A 15,897-nucleotide genomic window follows, 5' to 3' on the forward strand; every position below is an offset into this window, starting at 1 on the left:
TGCGAACTGCACATTCCTACCTACTTCCCTGGAGAAAAACAATGGGTTTCCTCACCGGCAAAAAACTGCTGATCACCGGCGTTCTGTCCAACCGTTCCATCGCCTACGGCGTCGCCAAGGCCTGCCATGCACAAGGCGCCGAACTCGCGTTCAGCTATGTCGGTGAGCGCTTCAAGGACCGCATCACCGAATTCGCGGCCGACTTCGATTCCAAGCTGGTGTTCGACTGCGACGTGGCCGACGACGCGCAGATCGAGAAGCTGTTTGCCGACCTGGGACAGACGTGGGGCAAGTTCGACGGCTTCCTGCACTCGATCGGCTTTGCGCCGCGCGAAGCGATTGCCGGCAACTTCCTCGACGGCCTGAGCCGCGAGAACTTCCGCATTGCCCACGACATCAGCGCCTACAGCTTCCCCGCGATGGCCAAGGCCGCCCTGCCCTACCTCAACGACAAGTCGTCGCTGCTGACGCTGTCGTACCTGGGCGCGCTGCGTTCCATCCCCAACTACAACACCATGGGCCTGGCCAAGGCCTCGCTCGAAGCTTCGGTGCGCTACCTCGCCGAAGCCGTGGGCCGCACCGAAGACGGTCGCACCATCCGCGCCAACGGCATTTCCGCCGGCCCTATCAAGACCCTGGCCGCGAGCGGCATCAAGGACTTCGGCAAGCTGCTCAGCCGCGTTGCCGACGCCTCGCCGCTGCGCCGCAACGTGACGCCCGAAGACGTGGGCAATGTCGCGGCCTTCATGTTCTCCGACCTGGCCGCGGGCGTGACCGCTGAAATCACTTACGTGGACGGCGGCTTCAGCCAGACCGCGGGCCTGAGCGCCGACCAAGTCTGATCATCACGCAGCGGCGTCGAGTTGAAAGCCATGGGCGCGAGTCCATGGCTTTTTTCATTGTCGAAGCGCCTGGCGTGACGCTGCTTTCGATGCACGCGAAAGGTGCAGGGACATGGCGCAGGCCCTGGTCACCTGCGGCATGACGAACTAAGCTGGCGGCAATTTCAGCCCAGCGCGCCGACCCGATGTCATCCAGCGAACACGAACACGATCCCCATCACGGCCACGACCATGGCCACGCGCACGCAGAGCCGCACGCACATGACCACGGCCCTGGCGCCCATTCGCATGCGCCATCGGTCACGGCATCGAATGCCAGGCGCATCCAATGGGTCTTCGTGATGACGCTGGGCTATGCGGGCGTGCAGGCCGTGGGCGGCTGGCTGTCGGGCTCGCTGGCCTTGATCGCCGATGCAGGCCACATGCTGTCCGACGCCGCGGCGCTGCTGCTGGCGCTGATCGCCTACCGCATCGCGGCGCGCGCGCCCGACAAGCTGCGCACCTATGGCTTTCACCGCGTGCGCGTGCTCGCGGCGCTGGCCAATGGCGCCACGCTGCTGCTGCTCGTGGCCTGGATCGCCTGGGAAGCCGTGGCGCGCTTTCGCCAGCCCACGGAAGTGCTTGCCGGGCCCATGCTGGCCGTGGCCGTCGTAGGCCTGCTGGTGAACGTGGTCGGTGCCTGGGTGCTGATGCGCGGCGAGCAGAACGACGGCAATCTGCGCGGCGCGCTGCTGCATGTGGTCGGAGATCTGCTGGGCTCGGTGGGCGCGATCGCGGCCGCGGTCGGCATCATGTATACGGGCTGGACCGTGCTCGACCCGATTCTGTCGGTGCTGGTCGCGGTGCTCGTGGTGCGTTCGGCCTGGAGTCTGGTTTCGGACGCGCTGTTGATACTGCTGCAGGCAGTGCCGCGCGGGCTCGATGTCGAAGCCGCGCAAGCGGCCATCGCGCGCCTGCCCGGCGTCGCCGAAGTCGGCCATTTCCATGCCTGGACGCTGACCGACGAGCGCGTGGTGGCCACGGTGCATGTCACCCCTTCACCCGGCACCGACCCGCTGATGCTGCCAAAGCAGGTCGCCGATCTGCTGCGCGACAAGCATGCCATCGAACATGTGACGGTGCAGGTGGACCCGCCGGGCGGGCTGCGCGGCCCGCATTGAGGTACTGGCCTTATTCGGCGCGCAGCGAGGCGTTGAGCTGGTCTATGACTTCGGCCCACTCGGCATCGGCACGCAGTTCGTCGCGCAGCAGGCGTGCCTGGGACTCGTTCCAGAACGGCGCTTCATGCAGCAGCACCGCGTTGTCCAGCGGCGCGTGTTCGCGGATGAAGTCGGCAATGCCCTGGGGATCGTCGGCCAGGCCCAGTTGAGCGAACAGTTCGGAGAAGCGGGGATTGATGGTATCCATGGAAAAGTCCTTTGCACGATCGAGTTGATGGCTTCGCGGCCGCGTGGGCGGCCGCGAAAAATGGCGCTGACAGGACTGCTTCGACGGCGTTGCCGTGGTTGCAGCGCTGTTGAAGCATTGTGCAGGATTCCCCCGTGGTCCACGCTCCCGAAGCTGTCGGAGAAAGCGCCGAGACAGCCGTAGATTATTCGGGCTGTATGCCCGCGGCCTTGATCACCTTGCCCCACTTGGCGGTTTCCTCGGCCTGGAACTTCGCGAGTTCTTCGGGCGTGCCATGCCAGCGGCTGGTGCCCGACAGCGTGTAGAAGCTCGCGGCCTGGCGGCTTTCCACCGCCTTGCCCAGCAGGCCGCTGAGCTGGTTGACGATCTGCGGCGGCGTGCCCGCGGGCAGGTACGCAGCAAACCAGTAGCCCATGTTGTAGCCCTTGATCCCGGCCTGCTCTATGGTCGGCACATCGGGCAGCATGGCGCTGCGCTCCTGCGTGGAGAAACCCAGCGCCTTGAGCTTGCCGGCCTGCACCTGCGGCAGGCCCGTGGAGACATCGGTGATCATCAGATCAATCTGGCCGCCCAGCAGATCGGTGATCGCCAGCGGATTGCTCTTGTAGGGCACATGCAGTATGTCGACGCCCGCGAGCTGCTTGAGCATCTCGCCGGCCATGCGGCTCGACGAGCTGCCGCTGCCGAACGTCAGCTTGCCGGGGTTGGCCTTGGCATAGGCCACGAGGTCCTTGACCGACTGCAGCGGCGAGGAGGAATTGACCACCAGCACCTGGCCGCCCTTGCCCAGGCCGGTCACGGCAGCGAAGTCCTTGACCGGGTCGTAGGGCAGCTTCTTGTACAGGTGTTCGTTGGCCGCATGCGTGGTGTTGGTGGTGATCAGCACCGTGTAGCCGTCGGGCGCGGCGCGCGCCACGCCCTGGGCGGCGAGCATGCCGCTGGCGCCGCCCTTGTTTTCCACCACCACGGCCTGGCCCGTTTCCTGGGTGATAGCCTGGCCCAGCGCGCGCGCGATCTGGTCGGTGGCGCTGCCGGCCGCAAACGGCACGACAAAGGTCAGCGCCTTGGCCGGGTACTTGGCGGCCGTCTGCGCAAAGGCCGCGGGCGCGGCCAGCGCCAGCGCCGCGGCAATGCCTGCGGCCAGCGTGTGTCGGCGCAGCGCGTTGGGGGTCATGGGCTTGTTCATGGTTTGTCTCCGGGGTTGTAGTAGTTGGTGGAATGAACGGGAACTAGGACTCTTGCGGTCCCTTGCAATGCACCAGCAGATCGGCGGGCAAGGCGATCTCCATCTGCAGCAGATCGAAGGCCAGCGCCTTGCCATGGCTGTCGAGGTTGAGTGCGCTGTTGACACCGCCTTCGAGCATGTCGTCGAGCACGAAATTGAGCGCCTGCAGCCTGGGCAGCACATGGCGCGCGACCTTGCTGGGACTGCGCGCCGCGAAATGCGCGGCCACGCGCTCGGCCGTGACCTGGGCTTCGATCACCGGCCACAGGGCCGGGTGGTAGGCAATCACGCTGATGTTGCTGCGGTTGCCTTTGTCACCGGTGCGGCCATGGGCCAGGCGGTACAGGGGCAGGCTCAAGGTGTTGGAAGTGTTCATGGCAAATGGCATGGTTCAGGGCAGCGCCGCGGCGGGATGCCACCAGCGCCAGCCACAGGGAATCTGCGCGCGCGGCAGCAGACAGGACACCGTCGACAGCCGCGAGCGCAGCTGGGTGCGCACGCCGCCGCCGCCGCCCGGCCCGCAGGTATAGAGCGCATTGACTTCGCGCAGCAGCACTTCGGCCGCCCGGGCCGTGGGCTGCTCCCAGGCCCAGCGCACGCGCACATCGCGCGGCGTTGGCGCGGCCCCGAGATGCGCCAGCCACTGGCCCTGGTCGTCGCCGAGCACGCTGGTCACGCCGATGAAGTCGCAGCGCAGCTTGCCTTGCGCGCCCAGGCGCGTGGCAATGATCTGGCGCGCCAGCTGGGCGCGCGCCAGTGCATGCGCGCCCGCATAGGAAATCTCGGCTTCGGCGAGCCAGCCGCGTTCGCTGCAGACATTGATCTTGAGGTGGCTGGGCCGCGCGTGGCCGCGCACGCCTTCAAGCCGCACCTGATCGGGGCCGACTTCGCTGACCCAGGCATCGCTGATGTCGGCGACGACATCGGGCGTCAGATAGGCCGCGGGGTCGTGCACTTCATAGAGCAGCTGTTCCTTGACGGTCTGGGCGTTGATCAGTCCGCCCGTGTTTGCCGGCTTGCCAATGGTGCAGCTGCCGTCGGCTTCGATGCGCGCGATCGGAAAGCCCACATGGGCCAGATCGGGCACATCCTTGTAGCCCGGATCGGCAAAATAGCCGCCCGAGACCTGGGAGCCGCATTCGAGCAGGTGGCCGGCCATGGTGCCGCGCGCCAGCAGATCCCAATCGTCCCAGGCCCAGCCATGCCAGGCCACGGCCGGGCCCAGCACCAGCGCCGGGTCGGCGACCCGGCCCGCGATCACGATCTCGGCTCCGTCCTGCAGCGCCTGGGCAATCGGCTGGGCACCGATATAGGCGTTGGCGCTGACGACCCGCGACGCGGGCCAATCGGCGCCGCATGCGGCCTGCAAGCCCTGGGCATGCTCGGCGCCCATCAGGTCATCGCCATGTACCAGTGCCATGCGCGGCACGCGAAGGCCCAATTCCGCGGCCAGGGCCGCGATACAGGCCGCCGCGCCCGCGGGATTGGCCGCGCCGAAATTGCTCACGATGCGAATGCCGTGCGCTATGCAGTCGGCCAGCACGGGCCGCAGCAGATCGGCCAGCAGCGGCTCGTAGCCTGCGGCCGGATCGCGCTCGCGCGCCAGCTGCGCCAGCGCCAGCGTGCGCTCGGCCAGGGTTTCAAAGATCAGCACCGCGGGCTCGCCCGCGGCCATCAAGGCGTCGACCACGGGCCGCGCGGCGTCGGTGCGATCGCCCGAAAACCCCGCGCCGCAGCCCACCAGAAGCGGCCCGCGGGGCGTGGAGGCAGAAGCGGGCCCCGAGGGCCAGCGCATGGAATTCAGATCAGGAATGGTGTTCGCCATGGAGCCAATATAGAGAAAGCGATTTATGTTGTAAATTCGATGATTTGGATAGATTGATTTGCATCACCTATGAATCTGACCACCCGGCAACTCCAGGCTTTTGCCGCCCTGCATCAGCATCTGAGCTTCACGCGCGCCGCACAGCAATGCCATCTGTCGCAGCCCGCATTCAGCGCCTTGATCCAGGGCCTGGAGCAGGGCCTGGGCGCGCAGCTGTTCGAGCGCAGCACGCGGCATGTGGTGCTCACTGCCGCGGGCCAGGACTTCCTGCTCCATGCCCAGCGCCTGCTTGCCGCGATCGATCAGGCCGTGCAGTCGATGCAGGGCGCGGCCGAGTTGCGCGCCAGCCGCGTCACCGTCGCCCTGCTACCTTCGCTGGCCGCCCACTGGCTGCCGTCGCTGCTGGCGCAGTTCGCGCAGTCGCATCCGCAGATCCAGGTGCAGGTGCGCGACGCCTTGAACACCCCCTGCCTCGACAGCGTGCAGCAGGGCCAGGCCGACTGGGCGCTGTGCACGGCGCTGACGCGCCACCCCGACCTGCATGCGGCGGCCGTGGCCGAGGAAACCTTTTATCTCGTCTGCGCGCGCGATCATGCGCTGGCGCAGACCACGGCGCCGGTCTCCCCCCAGGCGCTGCGCGGCCTGCCTTTCGTGCACCTCGCGGCCCACACCAGCGTTCGTGCCAGCGTAGACGCCTGGCAGGCGGCGGTGTTCAACGCTGCGCTGCTGCACACCCGCATGGAAGTCGAGCAGCTCGCCACCGTCATGGGCATGGTGCGCGCCGGCCTGGGTGTGAGCCTGGTGCCCGCGCTGTCGCTGGCCTATTTCCAGGACCCGGGCATTGCGATACGCCGGCTCGAAGGCCTGGCGCCCGCGCGCACGATCTACTGGGTGCGCCACCGCCACCAGAGCCTGGGCCCGGCCGCCCAGGCGTTCTACGACAGCGCCCAGCATTCGCTGCAGGCCTGGCTGCAAAGCCAGGAGGAAATGCAGTCGGCGGGCCGGACGTGAAAAGCGATGTCGCGCGCGACTGGCTATGATGGCCTGAGCCCCCAACGCAGGCGCCCGCACGATGAGTCCTCTGCCCCTTTTTCCCTTGCGCAGCGAATGCCCGCCCGGTGCCTGCACCTGCGGGCGCGATGCGCTGCTGCAGGACCCGCAGGCCGACCTGCGCATCATGCGGCTCACGCGCGAAGACGAAAAGCGCCTGGTGCAGCGGCTGGAGAACCTCGCCAGCCTGGCCGATCTGCGCCACATGCAGCAGCGCATGCAACTGCAGCTGGGGCTGGAACTGGACATACAGACCAGCCCACGCGAAGTGCGCACGCTGCGCGGCATCACCATCCTGGTGCTGGAGCGCCCGGGGCTGTGCCGCAAGACGCGCCAGGCGATTCCGGCGGCGATCAAGCGCAGCTTCGAGCAGCGCCCCGAAATTGCGTTTGAACTGCTTGACGAGCAAAGCCTGTTTGCGTCGCAAGCTGCCCTGCCCATGACCACCGCGCCCGCGTCACGCTAACGCTTCAAGCCATCTTCGCCGGCAACGCCTGCGGCAGTCACGCCGGCCTTGGCCCACGCCAAGACCCCCTCCCGTGCTGCCAGGCACATGGGCCGCAAGAAAAAGCGATCTTTCTCACCATGCCATGGGATGCACCCATGCAATTTCAGCGCCGCCTTATTGATAGTCTGAAACTATCAACATACAATAATCAATGATTAATAACTTAAAAATCTCCAGACAGTGGCACGCAATGCAGCCGCCTGTGACACACCAACCGTGCCGCAAGAATCCGCCCAGGATTTGAGCTGTGCCAGTTGATCCTCGCCAACCCAAGGACAAGCACCATGACCGATATCCTCCAGCCCCGCGCGCATCGAGCGAACGCCTGGCCGCGCCCAAAGCCTGGCGTTAGCTCACCATGATTGTGCTCATGAGCCCTGAAACCTGGCCATTTGGCGCGGCCCTGGCAACCATGGTCGGGCTGACAGTGATCGAAGGCGTGGGCCTGCTGTTCGCGCACAGCCCCGCGCACGCGCTCGATGGCCTGCTGCCCGACCTGCCCGACATGCCCGATGGGCTGGAACGTGCGTTGGGCTGGCTCCACCTGGGCAGGGTTCCGGCCCTGGTACTGCTGATCCTGTTTTTGACCGGCTTTGCCGTGTCGGGCTATGGAATGCAGGCGGTGGCCGGCACGCTGTCGGGCAGCTTGCTGCCATGGTGGCTGGCTTCGCTGCCCGCAGCGTTCAGCGGCCTGTGCTGCATGCGTGCGATCGGCGGCCTGCTCACGCGGGTACTGCCCGACAACGAGACCACGGCTGTCAGCGGCCAATCCCTGGTGGGCCGCACAGGCGTGGTCACACAAGGCATAGCACGCACCGGCATGGCAGCCCAGACCAAGGTTCGCGACGCGAACGGCGACTTGCATTACGTGCTCGTCGAGCCTGACATCGCGGCAGAAACTTTTGCAGAAGGCGACGCGGTACTGCTGGTGCGCAAGACCGGCGCTCGCTTTTACGGCATCCGCAAGCCCCACCCCGAACTGCTTTAGTGCGGGCGAAACTCTTCAATCAGAGGAAAAAATGCTCAACGACACACAGATGAACGACATGCTGATCAATATCGGCGTTCCGGCCGGCATTGCACTGTTTGCCTTGGTGGCCATTGGCCTCATCGTGGCACGCCTCTACCAGCGCGCCAGCAAAGAGACCGCCTTCGTGCGCACCGGTCTAGGGGGCCAGAAAGTCATCATCAACGGAGGCACGCTGGTGTTGCCGGTTTTTCACGAAATCATTCCGGTCAACATGAACACGCTCAAGCTGGAGGTCTCGCGCAAGGAAGAGCAAAGCCTCATTGCACTCGACCGCATGCGCGTCGACGTGGCAGCCGCGTTCTTCGTGCGCGTCAAGCAAATGGCCGAATCGGTCAGCACTGCCGCACAAACGCTGGGCCGCAAGACAATGGAGCCGCAGCAACTCAAAGTGCTGGTGGAAGACAAGTTTGTCGACGCCCTGCGTGCCACTGCCGCGACCATGACCATGCAGGAATTGCAGGACAAGCGCCGTGAGTTCGTGCAAGCCGTGCAAAACGCGGTGGCCGAAGATCTGGAAAAGAACGGACTGGAGCTGGAATCCGTGTCGCTCATCAGCATGGACCAGACTGCCAAGGATTTCTTCAACCCCGACAACGCGTTCGACGCCGAAGGCCTGACCCGCTTGACGCAGGAAACCGAGGCACGCCGCAAACAGCGCAACGATATTGAGCAAGATACCGAAGTGCAGGTGCGCACAAAGAACCTGGAGGCCGAACGCGTCAAGCTCGACATCTCCAAGAATCAAGAGTTTGCCAAGCTGACGCAATTGCAGGCAATCGCCAATGCCAGGGCCGAGCAAATTGCCGAAATCGCAAAAACCGAGGCAGAACGCCAACGCGAAGCCGAAGAAGTGCGGATCACCGCCGACCGTCAAGTCAAGGAGCGGCGCATCGAGGCCGATCGCACGGTGAACAGCGCAGAAATCGACAAGAACCTGGCCATTCAGAAAAAGAACATCGAAGCGGAGCGCGAAACGCGCATCAAGCAGGCCCAGCAGCGCCAGTCGGTGGAGCTCGCCAACCAGGATGCCGCCATCGCCATCGCGCGAAAATCCGAAGAACAATCACAGGCCGACGCTACCGCCAACGCGGCTTTGGCGGATTCCGTGCGCTCGGAGGAGCTGGTGAAAACGGCGCGTGAAATGGCTGTGGCTGAACGCGGCAAGGCCATTCAACTGATCGATGCCGCAAAAGAAGCCGAGCAGCAGGCCATAGGCGTCAAGGTTGCTGCGCAGGCCGAACGTGAAGCCGCCGAGAATCGCGCCGCCGCCATCACCGTGGAGGCCCATGCGCGCAAAGACGCGGCGTTGGCCGAAGCCGAAGGTATTGCCGCCATCAATGAAGCCAAGAACCGCCTGGGCGTTGCCCAGATTGATTTGGCCGTGCGCCTGCAGCTCATCGAGTCACTGCCCCAGATCCTGGAGCAGGCGGCCAAGCCGATGGAGAAAATCGATTCCATTCGACTCTTCCAAGTCAACGGCTTGCCGGGCATGGGTTCGGGCGCAGGCGGTCATGGCAGCGCACCAGCGGCCGGCGGCACGCTGCCAGAGCAGGTGGTGAACTCCGCCTTGCAGTATCAAGTGGCCAAACCCATTGTCGACGCCATCATGAAAGATGCCGGACTGGCCAATCCTTCGCTGACCGGTATCGCCCAGTCAATAGCCGGCATGGTGACGCTTCCCACCGCACCAGCCGCCGATGCGCCTTTGCTTGACGCTGCCTCGCTGCGAGCGCAGGAGCCCGTTGCCTAGAATGCCTGACGCCATCGGGACTTCGGCGAAGCCGGTGCCGCGTCCTGCAACCGCGCTCGACAGGCGCAGGACAAGCGGCCATACCTGCCGCGCGCGTCACCCCAGCTGCGCCTTGAAGAACGCAATCGTGCGCTCCCATGCCAGCTTGGCCGCGGCCGCGTCGTAGCGCGGCGTGGTGTCGTTGTGAAAGCCGTGCTGCGTGCCCGCATAGTGGTGCACCTCATACTTCGCGCCAGCGGCCCTGAGTGCGGCTTCGTAGGCGGGCCAGGCGGCATTGATGCGCTCGTCGACGGCCGCCAGATGCACCAGCAGCGGCGCCTTGACCTTGGCCGCCAGCGCCGGATCGGGCGTGTTGCCGTAGAACGGCACGGCGGCGCGCAGCTCGGGCAGCTGGGTCGCGAGCCAGTGCGACATGCCGCCGCCGTAGCAAAAGCCCACCACGCCCAGCTTGCCGTCGCCATCGGCGCGCATGCGCAACCACTGCGCGGCGGCCACGAAGTCTTCGCGCGTGCTCTCCTGATCGAGCTTGGCGAAGGCCTCGCGCGCCTTGTCTTCATCGCCGGGATAGCCGCCCAGCGGCGTGAGCGCATCGGGAGCGAAGGCCATGAAGCCTTCGAGCGCCAGGCGCCGGGTCACGTCTTCGATATGGGGGTTGAGGCCGCGGTTCTCGTGCACCACGAGCACCATGGGCAGGCGCGCCGCGCCTGCGGCCGACGGCCGTGCGAGGTAGCCATTGATCTTGCCGTAGACCGAGGGCGAAGGCAGCGTGACGCGCTGCGTGGTCACCCGGCTGTCCTGCGCGGGCACCTGCTGGCCCGCGGCGAAATTGGGGCTCAGCGCCGCGAGCAGTCCTGCCGCCGTGACGCCAGCCTTCGCATAGCGCTGCGCCTGGCCGAGAAAACTGCGCCTGTCCATGTCGCCATGCACATAGGCGTCAAAAAGAATCAACAGTTCCTGGTCGAAATCGGCGGCAGTCAAGCGTTTGGTCATTGGCGGCTCCTGAACAAGGGATGGGAAGCGAAGATCTTACGACCATGCCGCCCCATCCACCAGCGCCGCCGGGTCGTCAGGGCCGTGCCAGGCGCCAGACGTTGCCCACGCCTTCACCCGTGGCGTCGCCCGGACGGCTGTCCTTGGCCCAGAAGTACAGCGGCCGGCCCTTGTAGGCCCACTGGGTCTTGCCATCGTCGCGCGTGATGACGCTCCAGTCGCCAATGGGCTTGGCACCCGCGGGAGCCATCAGCGGCGGCCAGTTGGTCGCGCAGCCGCCGTTGCAGACGCTCTTGCCGCTGCCCACGGCATCGCGGTCGAACACATACAGCGTCATCTGATTGGGGCCTACGAGCATGCCGTTCATGGTCGTCGCGGGCGAAGCCTGGGACTGGGTCATGGAGGCTTGGCTGCTGGGCGCCGTATTGCACGCGGTCAATGCGACCGAGGCCAGAAAAGCGATCGAAGCCATACGTAGCATGGTGTACTCCTTGAGGTTGAAAAGCTGGATAAGGCGCATGATTGCATCAACCTTGACGCCTGTGGAAGTCACCAGGGCAGTATCTGCCTTTTTGCACATGCCGTGGTAACGAACTTCAACCACGCGTCGTCCAACGACCTCACCACAGCGGCCGGCGCTGCAGCATGGCCTGGAATTTTTCGTGCACCACGATGCCGCTGTTCAGGCGCATCCAGGGGCTGGTGATGCCGGGATCGACGCTGAAGATGCGCCCCGGCGCCACCGTGATCTGCTCGGCGGTCAGGTACTCCGACAGCGCCAGAGAATCCTCCAAACCTTCGAAGCGCACCCACATGTAGAGACTTTCGGCGGGCTCGCAGAAGAAGCGCGCGCCCGCATCGCCCAGCAGCTGGCGCGACTGGCGCGTGGCCTGGGCCACATGCGATTTGAGCGCGCTGATGTGCTTGGCATAGGTGCGTTCGCGCAGGATGGTGTCGACCGTGCGCTCCGCGTACTCCGAGCTGTTTACATGCACGATGGATTTGAGATCGGCAAGCTCGGAGGCCATGTCGGCGCTGCAGGCCAGAAAGCCCACGCGCAGCGCGGCCGACAGCGACTTCGAAAACGAGCCTATGTAGATCGTGCGCTGCAGCTGGTCCAGCGCCGCCAGCCGCGTCTGCTCGTGGGGCTTGAGATCGGCCAGCGGGTCCATGTCGACCAGCAGCAGATTGTATTTTTCGGCCAGCGCCAGCAGCCGCCTGGCCTTGTCGGCGCTGATGTCCGAGCCCGTGGGATTGTGGCCCACGGACTGCACGAAGAACAGCCGCGGGCGCTTGCGAATCAGCACCTGTTCCAGCACCTCCAGATCCGGGCCGTCGGGCTGGCGCGGAATGCCCGCGATTTCCGCGCCATGCACCTTGAGCTTGGCGAACAGGAAGTAATAGCCGGGATCGTCGACCAGCACCGTCGCGCCCGGTGGAATCATGTAGCGCAGCACCAGGTCCATCGCCTGGTTGGCGCCATGGGTCATGAGGATCTGGCGCGGGTCGGTCTCTATGCCCAGATTGCCGAGCTTGCGCACCAGCTGCTGGCGCAGCGGCAGATAGCCGTAGCGGTTGCCGTAGCTGAACAGCGCGCCCAGGCCGCCGCGCGCGACCTTGTGGTGCACGCGGTCCAGGCGCGCGCCCGCGAGCCATTCGGGCGGCGGCATGCCGTCGGCCGCGCGTATTGCGTGGGGATCGTCCTTGAGCTGCTCGCGTATCAGCCAGACCCAGTCCTTGGCGCGCCCCAGCGCGTGATCGTCCATGTCGGGCGGCTCGGCGATCTCCTTCACATAGAAGCCCGCGCCGCGCCGCGGCTCGACCAGGCCGCGCGCGACCAGCAGCTCGAACGCCGCGATCACGGTGTTCTTGCCATAGGCGCGCTCGCGCGTGATTTCGCGCAGCGAAGGCAGCTTCTCGCCGACCTTGTACGCGCCCTGGCGGATTTCCCGCTCCAGCGATTCGGCGAGGATCTTGAAACCGGCAAGTGGTGGGGGCATGGATCTGTTCTCAATAACTGTACCTGCTGCAAAGGGTACAGCAGGCCTACAGTAACGGGCAGTCCCGCTTTGCCGGGAATACCCTGACCCACCCTCACCCGCGCTCCAAGGATTTTCATGACCCGTGATTCCCGCCTGCCCAATATGCGTTCCCTGACTCCGCAGGAGCGCCTGCACCGCGTTGCCGAAGCCGCGGGCCTCGACGCGCAGGACCGTGCGCTGCTGGCCCAGGCCGGCGCCCTGCCGCTGGACGTGGCCGACGGCATGATAGAGAACGTCGTCGGCACCTTCGAGCTGCCGCTGGGCATTGCCAGCAACTTCCGCGTCAACGGCAAGGATGTGCTGGTTCCCATGGTTGTCGAGGAGCCTTCGGTGGTCGCCGCGGCCTCGTTCATGGCCAAGCTGGCGCGCGCCAGCGGCGGCTTCTTCACCTCGTCGACGGCGCCGCTGATGCGCGCCCAGATCCAGATCGTCGGCATGACCGACCCCTACGGCGTGCGCCAGATCGTGCTGGAAAACAAGGCCGAGATCATGGCCCGCGCGAACGCCAGGGACACGGTGCTGATAGCCATGGGCGGCGGCTGCAAGGACATCGAAGTCCATGTGTTCGACAGCACGCCGCGTGGCCCCATGGTGGTCGCCCACCTGATCGTCGATGTGCGCGACGCCATGGGCGCCAACACCGTCAACACCATGGCCGAGACGGTCTCGGCATACATCGAGCAGATCACTTCGGCCACGGTGCGCCTGCGCATCCTGTCGAATCTTGCCGATCTGCGCCTGGCGCGCGCGCGCGTCACGCTGTCGCCCGAGACGCTGGCCACGGCCGAGTACACCGGCAGCGAAGTCATCGAAGGCGTGCTCGACGCCTACACGTTTGCCAAGATCGATCCCTACCGCGCGGCCACGCACAACAAGGGCATCATGAACGGCATAGACCCGGTGATCGTCGCCACCGGCAACGACTGGCGTGCGGTCGAGGCCGGAGCCCATGCCTATGCCGCGCAGTCGGGCCGCTACACCTCGCTCACGCGCTGGGAAAAGAACGGCGACGGCCATCTGGTCGGCAGCATCGAGCTGCCCATGCCCGTGGGCCTGGTCGGCGGCGCGACCAAGACCCACCCGCTGGCGCGCTGGGCGCTGCGCGTGATGCAGGTGCAAAGCGCGCAGGAACTCGGCGAGATTGCCGCCGCTGTCGGCCTGGCGCAGAACCTGGGCGCGCTGCGCGCGCTGTCCACGGAAGGCATTCAGCGCGGCCACATGGCCCTGCATGCGCGCAACATTGCCTTGCTTGCGGGAGCGAGTGGCGCCGATATCCAGCGCATTGCGGCGCAGATGGCGCAGGAAAAGAATGTCAGCGTGGACCGGGCAAAGGCGTTGCTGGCGGGCATGTAAAACGCTGATGAACGGCTTGCCTGACTTGTGGGCAGGCCGTTCATCCTGGGGCGTGGCCGGAGAGTGCTTCTAAACCGTTCGTGGTGAGCTTGTCGAACCATGAACGGCCCGTTCTCATGGCTTGAGCGCAGGCCGTTCATCCTTCGACAAGCTCAGGATGAACGGGGACGGCTGAGACTGCGCCCAAACGGGAGCAGGAGCAATACGCTGGGCAACAAGCGCCGCCTCACCCCCTCTTCTTCATCCCCCGCAAATCCAGCATGCCCTCTGCGGCACGCGGATCCGTGCCGCGCGCGAAAATCGCGTGCTTCTGGATCTTCTGCGTGCCCGTGGTGGGAATCTGCGGCGTGAACCAGATCCAGCCCGGCGCCTTGTAGTAGGCCATTGCGCGGTGGCAGTACTGGAAGATGTCCTGCGCCAGCTCCATCGGCTCGCCCATGTCGGGCAGGCCGGCCTTGAGCACGATGCAGGCCAGCACTTCCTCTTCGCGCACTTCATCGGCCACGGCCATCACGGCCGCCTGCTCGACCCAGGGATGGGTCAGCAGCATGGCCTCGACTTCGGCCGCGGCAATGTTCTCGCCCGAGCGCCGGATGATGTTCTTGCGGCGGTCGACGAAATGGAACATTCCGCCGGCATCGCGCACCACCATGTCGCCCGTGTGGAACCAGCCGCCGCGCCAGGCGCTTTCGGTGGCCGCGGGGTCGTCGAGGTATTCGCTGAAGAAGTCCTTGCGCGGCGTCGCGGCGGAGTGGCGTATGACCAGCTCGCCGGGCGTGCCGTCGGGCACTTCCCGGTCGAGATCGTCGACGGCGCGCGCCTGCACGCCTTCGACCGCGCAGCCAAAGGCCCGGGTGCCGACCTGGCGCGGCGCATGGCAGTCGACCATGGGGCGCACCATCTCGGTCATGCCCCAGAGCTCGAGCAGCGGAAAGCCAAAGCGTTCTTCAAAAGCCGCATGCAGCTGCGGCTCTACCCCTGCGCCAAAGCCAAAGCGCACGCAATGCGTCTGGTCGTCGTCGCGCGGCGGCTGCAACAGCAGCAACTGGATCACCACGCCCAGGTAATGGACGATGGTGGCGCGCGTCTGGCGCACTTCCTGCCACCAGCGCGAAGGCTGGAAGCGGTCGGTCTGCACCTGGCAGCCGCCGGTCAGCAGCATGCAGTAGAACGACAGGATGGAGGCGTTCACATGGAACAGCGGCAGCGGGTTGTAGAGGCGTTCCGCACCTTCGCGGATGCTGGCCATTCCGCCGCGCGTCGCATAGGCCTGGCCGGCCGCCACTTCGTAGTGGTGCGACAACACGCAGCCCTTGGGCCGGCCGGTGGTGCCCGAGGTGTAGAGAATGCTGGCCGGCGTGTCGGGCCCGACTTCGCCGGCCTGCGCCGGCCGCAGGGCAGCCGGCAGGCCTTGCGCCCATTGCTGCAGCACCGACAGCACGGGCTGGTGGCGGCTTTCGCGCAGCGCGGCTTCGGCGGCAGCGACATGGCTTTCAAGCACCAGCAGCAGATCGAGCCGCGCATGGTCGATCAGATAGGCGAACTCGGCGGGCCGGTAGTCGGGGTTCACGGGCACGCAGCACACGCCCAGCGCGTTCAGCGCGAGCTTGTGCAGCATGTGTTCGGGCCGGCTTTCCAGCAGCAGACCCACGCGGTGGCCCAGGCCGTAGCCCGCCTCGCGGTAGTCGCGCATCAGCGCCCTGACCTGCGCGGCCGCGTCGGCATAGCTGATCTCGCAGCCCTCGGGGTAGTAGCTGCGCGCCGGGTTCACCGGCACGGCGATCAGGCTGTTGGCGGCGTACTTCTGCGCGGCCTGGAAGAAGACTTCGCCAATGGTGCTGGCCTCATGAATGGCAATCACATGCAGTCCTTGCG

15 protein-coding genes are annotated in these 15,897 nt (G+C 65.8%); 7 read left to right on the forward strand and 8 right to left on the reverse strand.

From position 1 onward, the window contains the following. Positions 1-41: 41 nt before the first annotated feature. Together fabI and ACSVDO_RS13745 are read left to right on the forward strand one after the other, a co-directional pair. On the forward strand, positions 42-842 hold the full coding sequence (gene fabI / locus ACSVDO_RS13740; RefSeq protein ID WP_332548026.1) for an enoyl-ACP reductase FabI: 801 nt from the start codon (positions 42-44) through the stop codon (positions 840-842). 185 nt (positions 843-1,027) lie between these two features. Continuing rightward, positions 1,028-2,002 carry a cation diffusion facilitator family transporter gene (locus tag ACSVDO_RS13745; RefSeq protein WP_489592797.1) on the forward strand — a complete coding sequence of 325 codons (975 nt, stop codon included), beginning with the start codon at positions 1,028-1,030 and terminating at the stop codon, positions 2,000-2,002. A gap of 10 nt (positions 2,003-2,012) precedes the next feature. Here ACSVDO_RS13745 and ACSVDO_RS13750 read toward each other — a convergent pair whose 3' ends face one another. The 4 genes from ACSVDO_RS13750 to ACSVDO_RS13765 form a co-directional block, all read right to left on the reverse strand. Next, positions 2,013-2,249 (reverse strand): DUF2789 domain-containing protein, encoded by a 237-nt coding sequence (locus ACSVDO_RS13750; protein ID WP_332538797.1) that lies wholly within the window; start codon positions 2,247-2,249, stop codon positions 2,013-2,015. Positions 2,250-2,433: 184 nt separating this feature from the next. Continuing rightward, positions 2,434-3,423, reverse strand: coding sequence for a Bug family tripartite tricarboxylate transporter substrate binding protein (locus tag ACSVDO_RS13755; RefSeq protein WP_332538805.1), 990 nt, complete (start codon positions 3,421-3,423; stop codon positions 2,434-2,436). Positions 3,424-3,478: 55 nt separating this feature from the next. Further along, the gene (locus tag ACSVDO_RS13760; protein WP_489592799.1) at positions 3,479-3,850 is read right to left on the reverse strand and encodes an AtuA-related protein; all 372 of its coding nucleotides are present in this window, start codon (positions 3,848-3,850) and stop codon (positions 3,479-3,481) included. A 15-nt stretch (positions 3,851-3,865) separates the two neighbouring features. Beyond that, entirely contained in the window at positions 3,866-5,269 is a 1,404-nt protein-coding gene (locus tag ACSVDO_RS13765; RefSeq protein WP_489596408.1) for an acyclic terpene utilization AtuA family protein, read from the reverse strand. Positions 5,270-5,368: 99 nt separating this feature from the next. Here ACSVDO_RS13765 and ACSVDO_RS13770 point away from each other — a divergent pair, with 99 nt between their 5' ends. The 4 genes from ACSVDO_RS13770 (at position 5,369) to ACSVDO_RS13785 (ending at position 9,637) form a co-directional block, all read left to right on the forward strand. Beyond that, positions 5,369-6,310, forward strand: coding sequence for a LysR family transcriptional regulator (locus ACSVDO_RS13770; protein ID WP_489592801.1), 942 nt, complete (start codon positions 5,369-5,371; stop codon positions 6,308-6,310). A gap of 61 nt (positions 6,311-6,371) precedes the next feature. Further along, a complete protein-coding gene (locus tag ACSVDO_RS13775; protein WP_332538793.1) occupies positions 6,372-6,815 on the forward strand; it encodes a hypothetical protein in 444 nt (147 codons plus the stop codon). A gap of 412 nt (positions 6,816-7,227) precedes the next feature. Next, positions 7,228-7,845, forward strand: a complete 618-nt coding sequence (locus ACSVDO_RS13780) for a YqiJ family protein (protein ID WP_489592802.1) — start codon at positions 7,228-7,230, stop codon at positions 7,843-7,845. 31 nt (positions 7,846-7,876) lie between these two features. Next, complete coding sequence (locus ACSVDO_RS13785; RefSeq protein ID WP_489592804.1) at positions 7,877-9,637, forward strand: flotillin family protein; 1,761 nt, start codon at positions 7,877-7,879, stop codon at positions 9,635-9,637. Between the two features lie 96 nt (positions 9,638-9,733). Here ACSVDO_RS13785 and ACSVDO_RS13790 read toward each other — a convergent pair whose 3' ends face one another. From ACSVDO_RS13790 to ACSVDO_RS13800, 3 genes are all read right to left on the reverse strand, one after another. After that, the gene (locus ACSVDO_RS13790; RefSeq protein WP_332538791.1) at positions 9,734-10,627 is read right to left on the reverse strand and encodes a dienelactone hydrolase family protein; all 894 of its coding nucleotides are present in this window, start codon (positions 10,625-10,627) and stop codon (positions 9,734-9,736) included. A gap of 76 nt (positions 10,628-10,703) precedes the next feature. Beyond that, a complete protein-coding gene (locus ACSVDO_RS13795; RefSeq protein ID WP_332538790.1) occupies positions 10,704-11,108 on the reverse strand; it encodes a COG4315 family predicted lipoprotein in 405 nt (134 codons plus the stop codon). A 139-nt stretch (positions 11,109-11,247) separates the two neighbouring features. Then, positions 11,248-12,627 (reverse strand): aminotransferase-like domain-containing protein, encoded by a 1,380-nt coding sequence (locus ACSVDO_RS13800; protein ID WP_489592807.1) that lies wholly within the window; start codon positions 12,625-12,627, stop codon positions 11,248-11,250. Positions 12,628-12,744: 117 nt separating this feature from the next. Between ACSVDO_RS13800 and ACSVDO_RS13805 the strand changes: the two genes are divergently transcribed. Next, the gene (locus tag ACSVDO_RS13805) at positions 12,745-14,022 is read left to right on the forward strand and encodes a hydroxymethylglutaryl-CoA reductase, degradative (RefSeq protein ID WP_489592809.1); all 1,278 of its coding nucleotides are present in this window, start codon (positions 12,745-12,747) and stop codon (positions 14,020-14,022) included. Positions 14,023-14,248: 226 nt separating this feature from the next. Here ACSVDO_RS13805 and ACSVDO_RS13810 read toward each other — a convergent pair whose 3' ends face one another. Further along, positions 14,249-15,883: an AMP-binding protein gene (locus ACSVDO_RS13810; RefSeq protein WP_489592811.1), complete on the reverse strand. Its 1,635-nt coding sequence runs from the start codon at positions 15,881-15,883 to the stop codon at positions 14,249-14,251. Between the last annotated feature and the right edge of the window lie 14 nt (positions 15,884-15,897).

Source organism: Comamonas sp. DB36 (genome assembly GCF_057914905.1).

Bases quoted from the DNA above. Each gene is read 5' to 3' on its own strand.
- ACSVDO_RS13755 (WP_332538805.1), bottom strand. From the start codon at position 3,423: ATGACCCCCAACGCGCTGCGCCGACACACGCTGGCCGCAGGCATTGCC.
- ACSVDO_RS13795 (WP_332538790.1), bottom strand. From the start codon at position 11,108: ATGCTACGTATGGCTTCGATCGCTTTTCTGGCCTCGGTCGCATTGACC.
- ACSVDO_RS13790 (WP_332538791.1), bottom strand. From the start codon at position 10,627: ATGACCAAACGCTTGACTGCCGCCGATTTCGACCAGGAACTGTTGATT.
- ACSVDO_RS13775 (WP_332538793.1), top strand. From the start codon at position 6,372: ATGAGTCCTCTGCCCCTTTTTCCCTTGCGCAGCGAATGCCCGCCCGGT.
- ACSVDO_RS13770 (WP_489592801.1), top strand. From the start codon at position 5,369: ATGAATCTGACCACCCGGCAACTCCAGGCTTTTGCCGCCCTGCATCAG.
- fabI (WP_332548026.1), top strand. From the start codon at position 42: ATGGGTTTCCTCACCGGCAAAAAACTGCTGATCACCGGCGTTCTGTCC.
- ACSVDO_RS13750 (WP_332538797.1), bottom strand. From the start codon at position 2,249: ATGGATACCATCAATCCCCGCTTCTCCGAACTGTTCGCTCAACTGGGC.
- ACSVDO_RS13800 (WP_489592807.1), bottom strand. From the start codon at position 12,627: ATGCCCCCACCACTTGCCGGTTTCAAGATCCTCGCCGAATCGCTGGAG.
- ACSVDO_RS13780 (WP_489592802.1), top strand. From the start codon at position 7,228: ATGAGCCCTGAAACCTGGCCATTTGGCGCGGCCCTGGCAACCATGGTC.
- ACSVDO_RS13805 (WP_489592809.1), top strand. From the start codon at position 12,745: ATGACCCGTGATTCCCGCCTGCCCAATATGCGTTCCCTGACTCCGCAG.
- ACSVDO_RS13785 (WP_489592804.1), top strand. From the start codon at position 7,877: ATGCTCAACGACACACAGATGAACGACATGCTGATCAATATCGGCGTT.
- ACSVDO_RS13745 (WP_489592797.1), top strand. From the start codon at position 1,028: ATGTCATCCAGCGAACACGAACACGATCCCCATCACGGCCACGACCAT.
- ACSVDO_RS13760 (WP_489592799.1), bottom strand. From the start codon at position 3,850: ATGAACACTTCCAACACCTTGAGCCTGCCCCTGTACCGCCTGGCCCAT.
- ACSVDO_RS13765 (WP_489596408.1), bottom strand. From the start codon at position 5,269: ATGCGCTGGCCCTCGGGGCCCGCTTCTGCCTCCACGCCCCGCGGGCCG.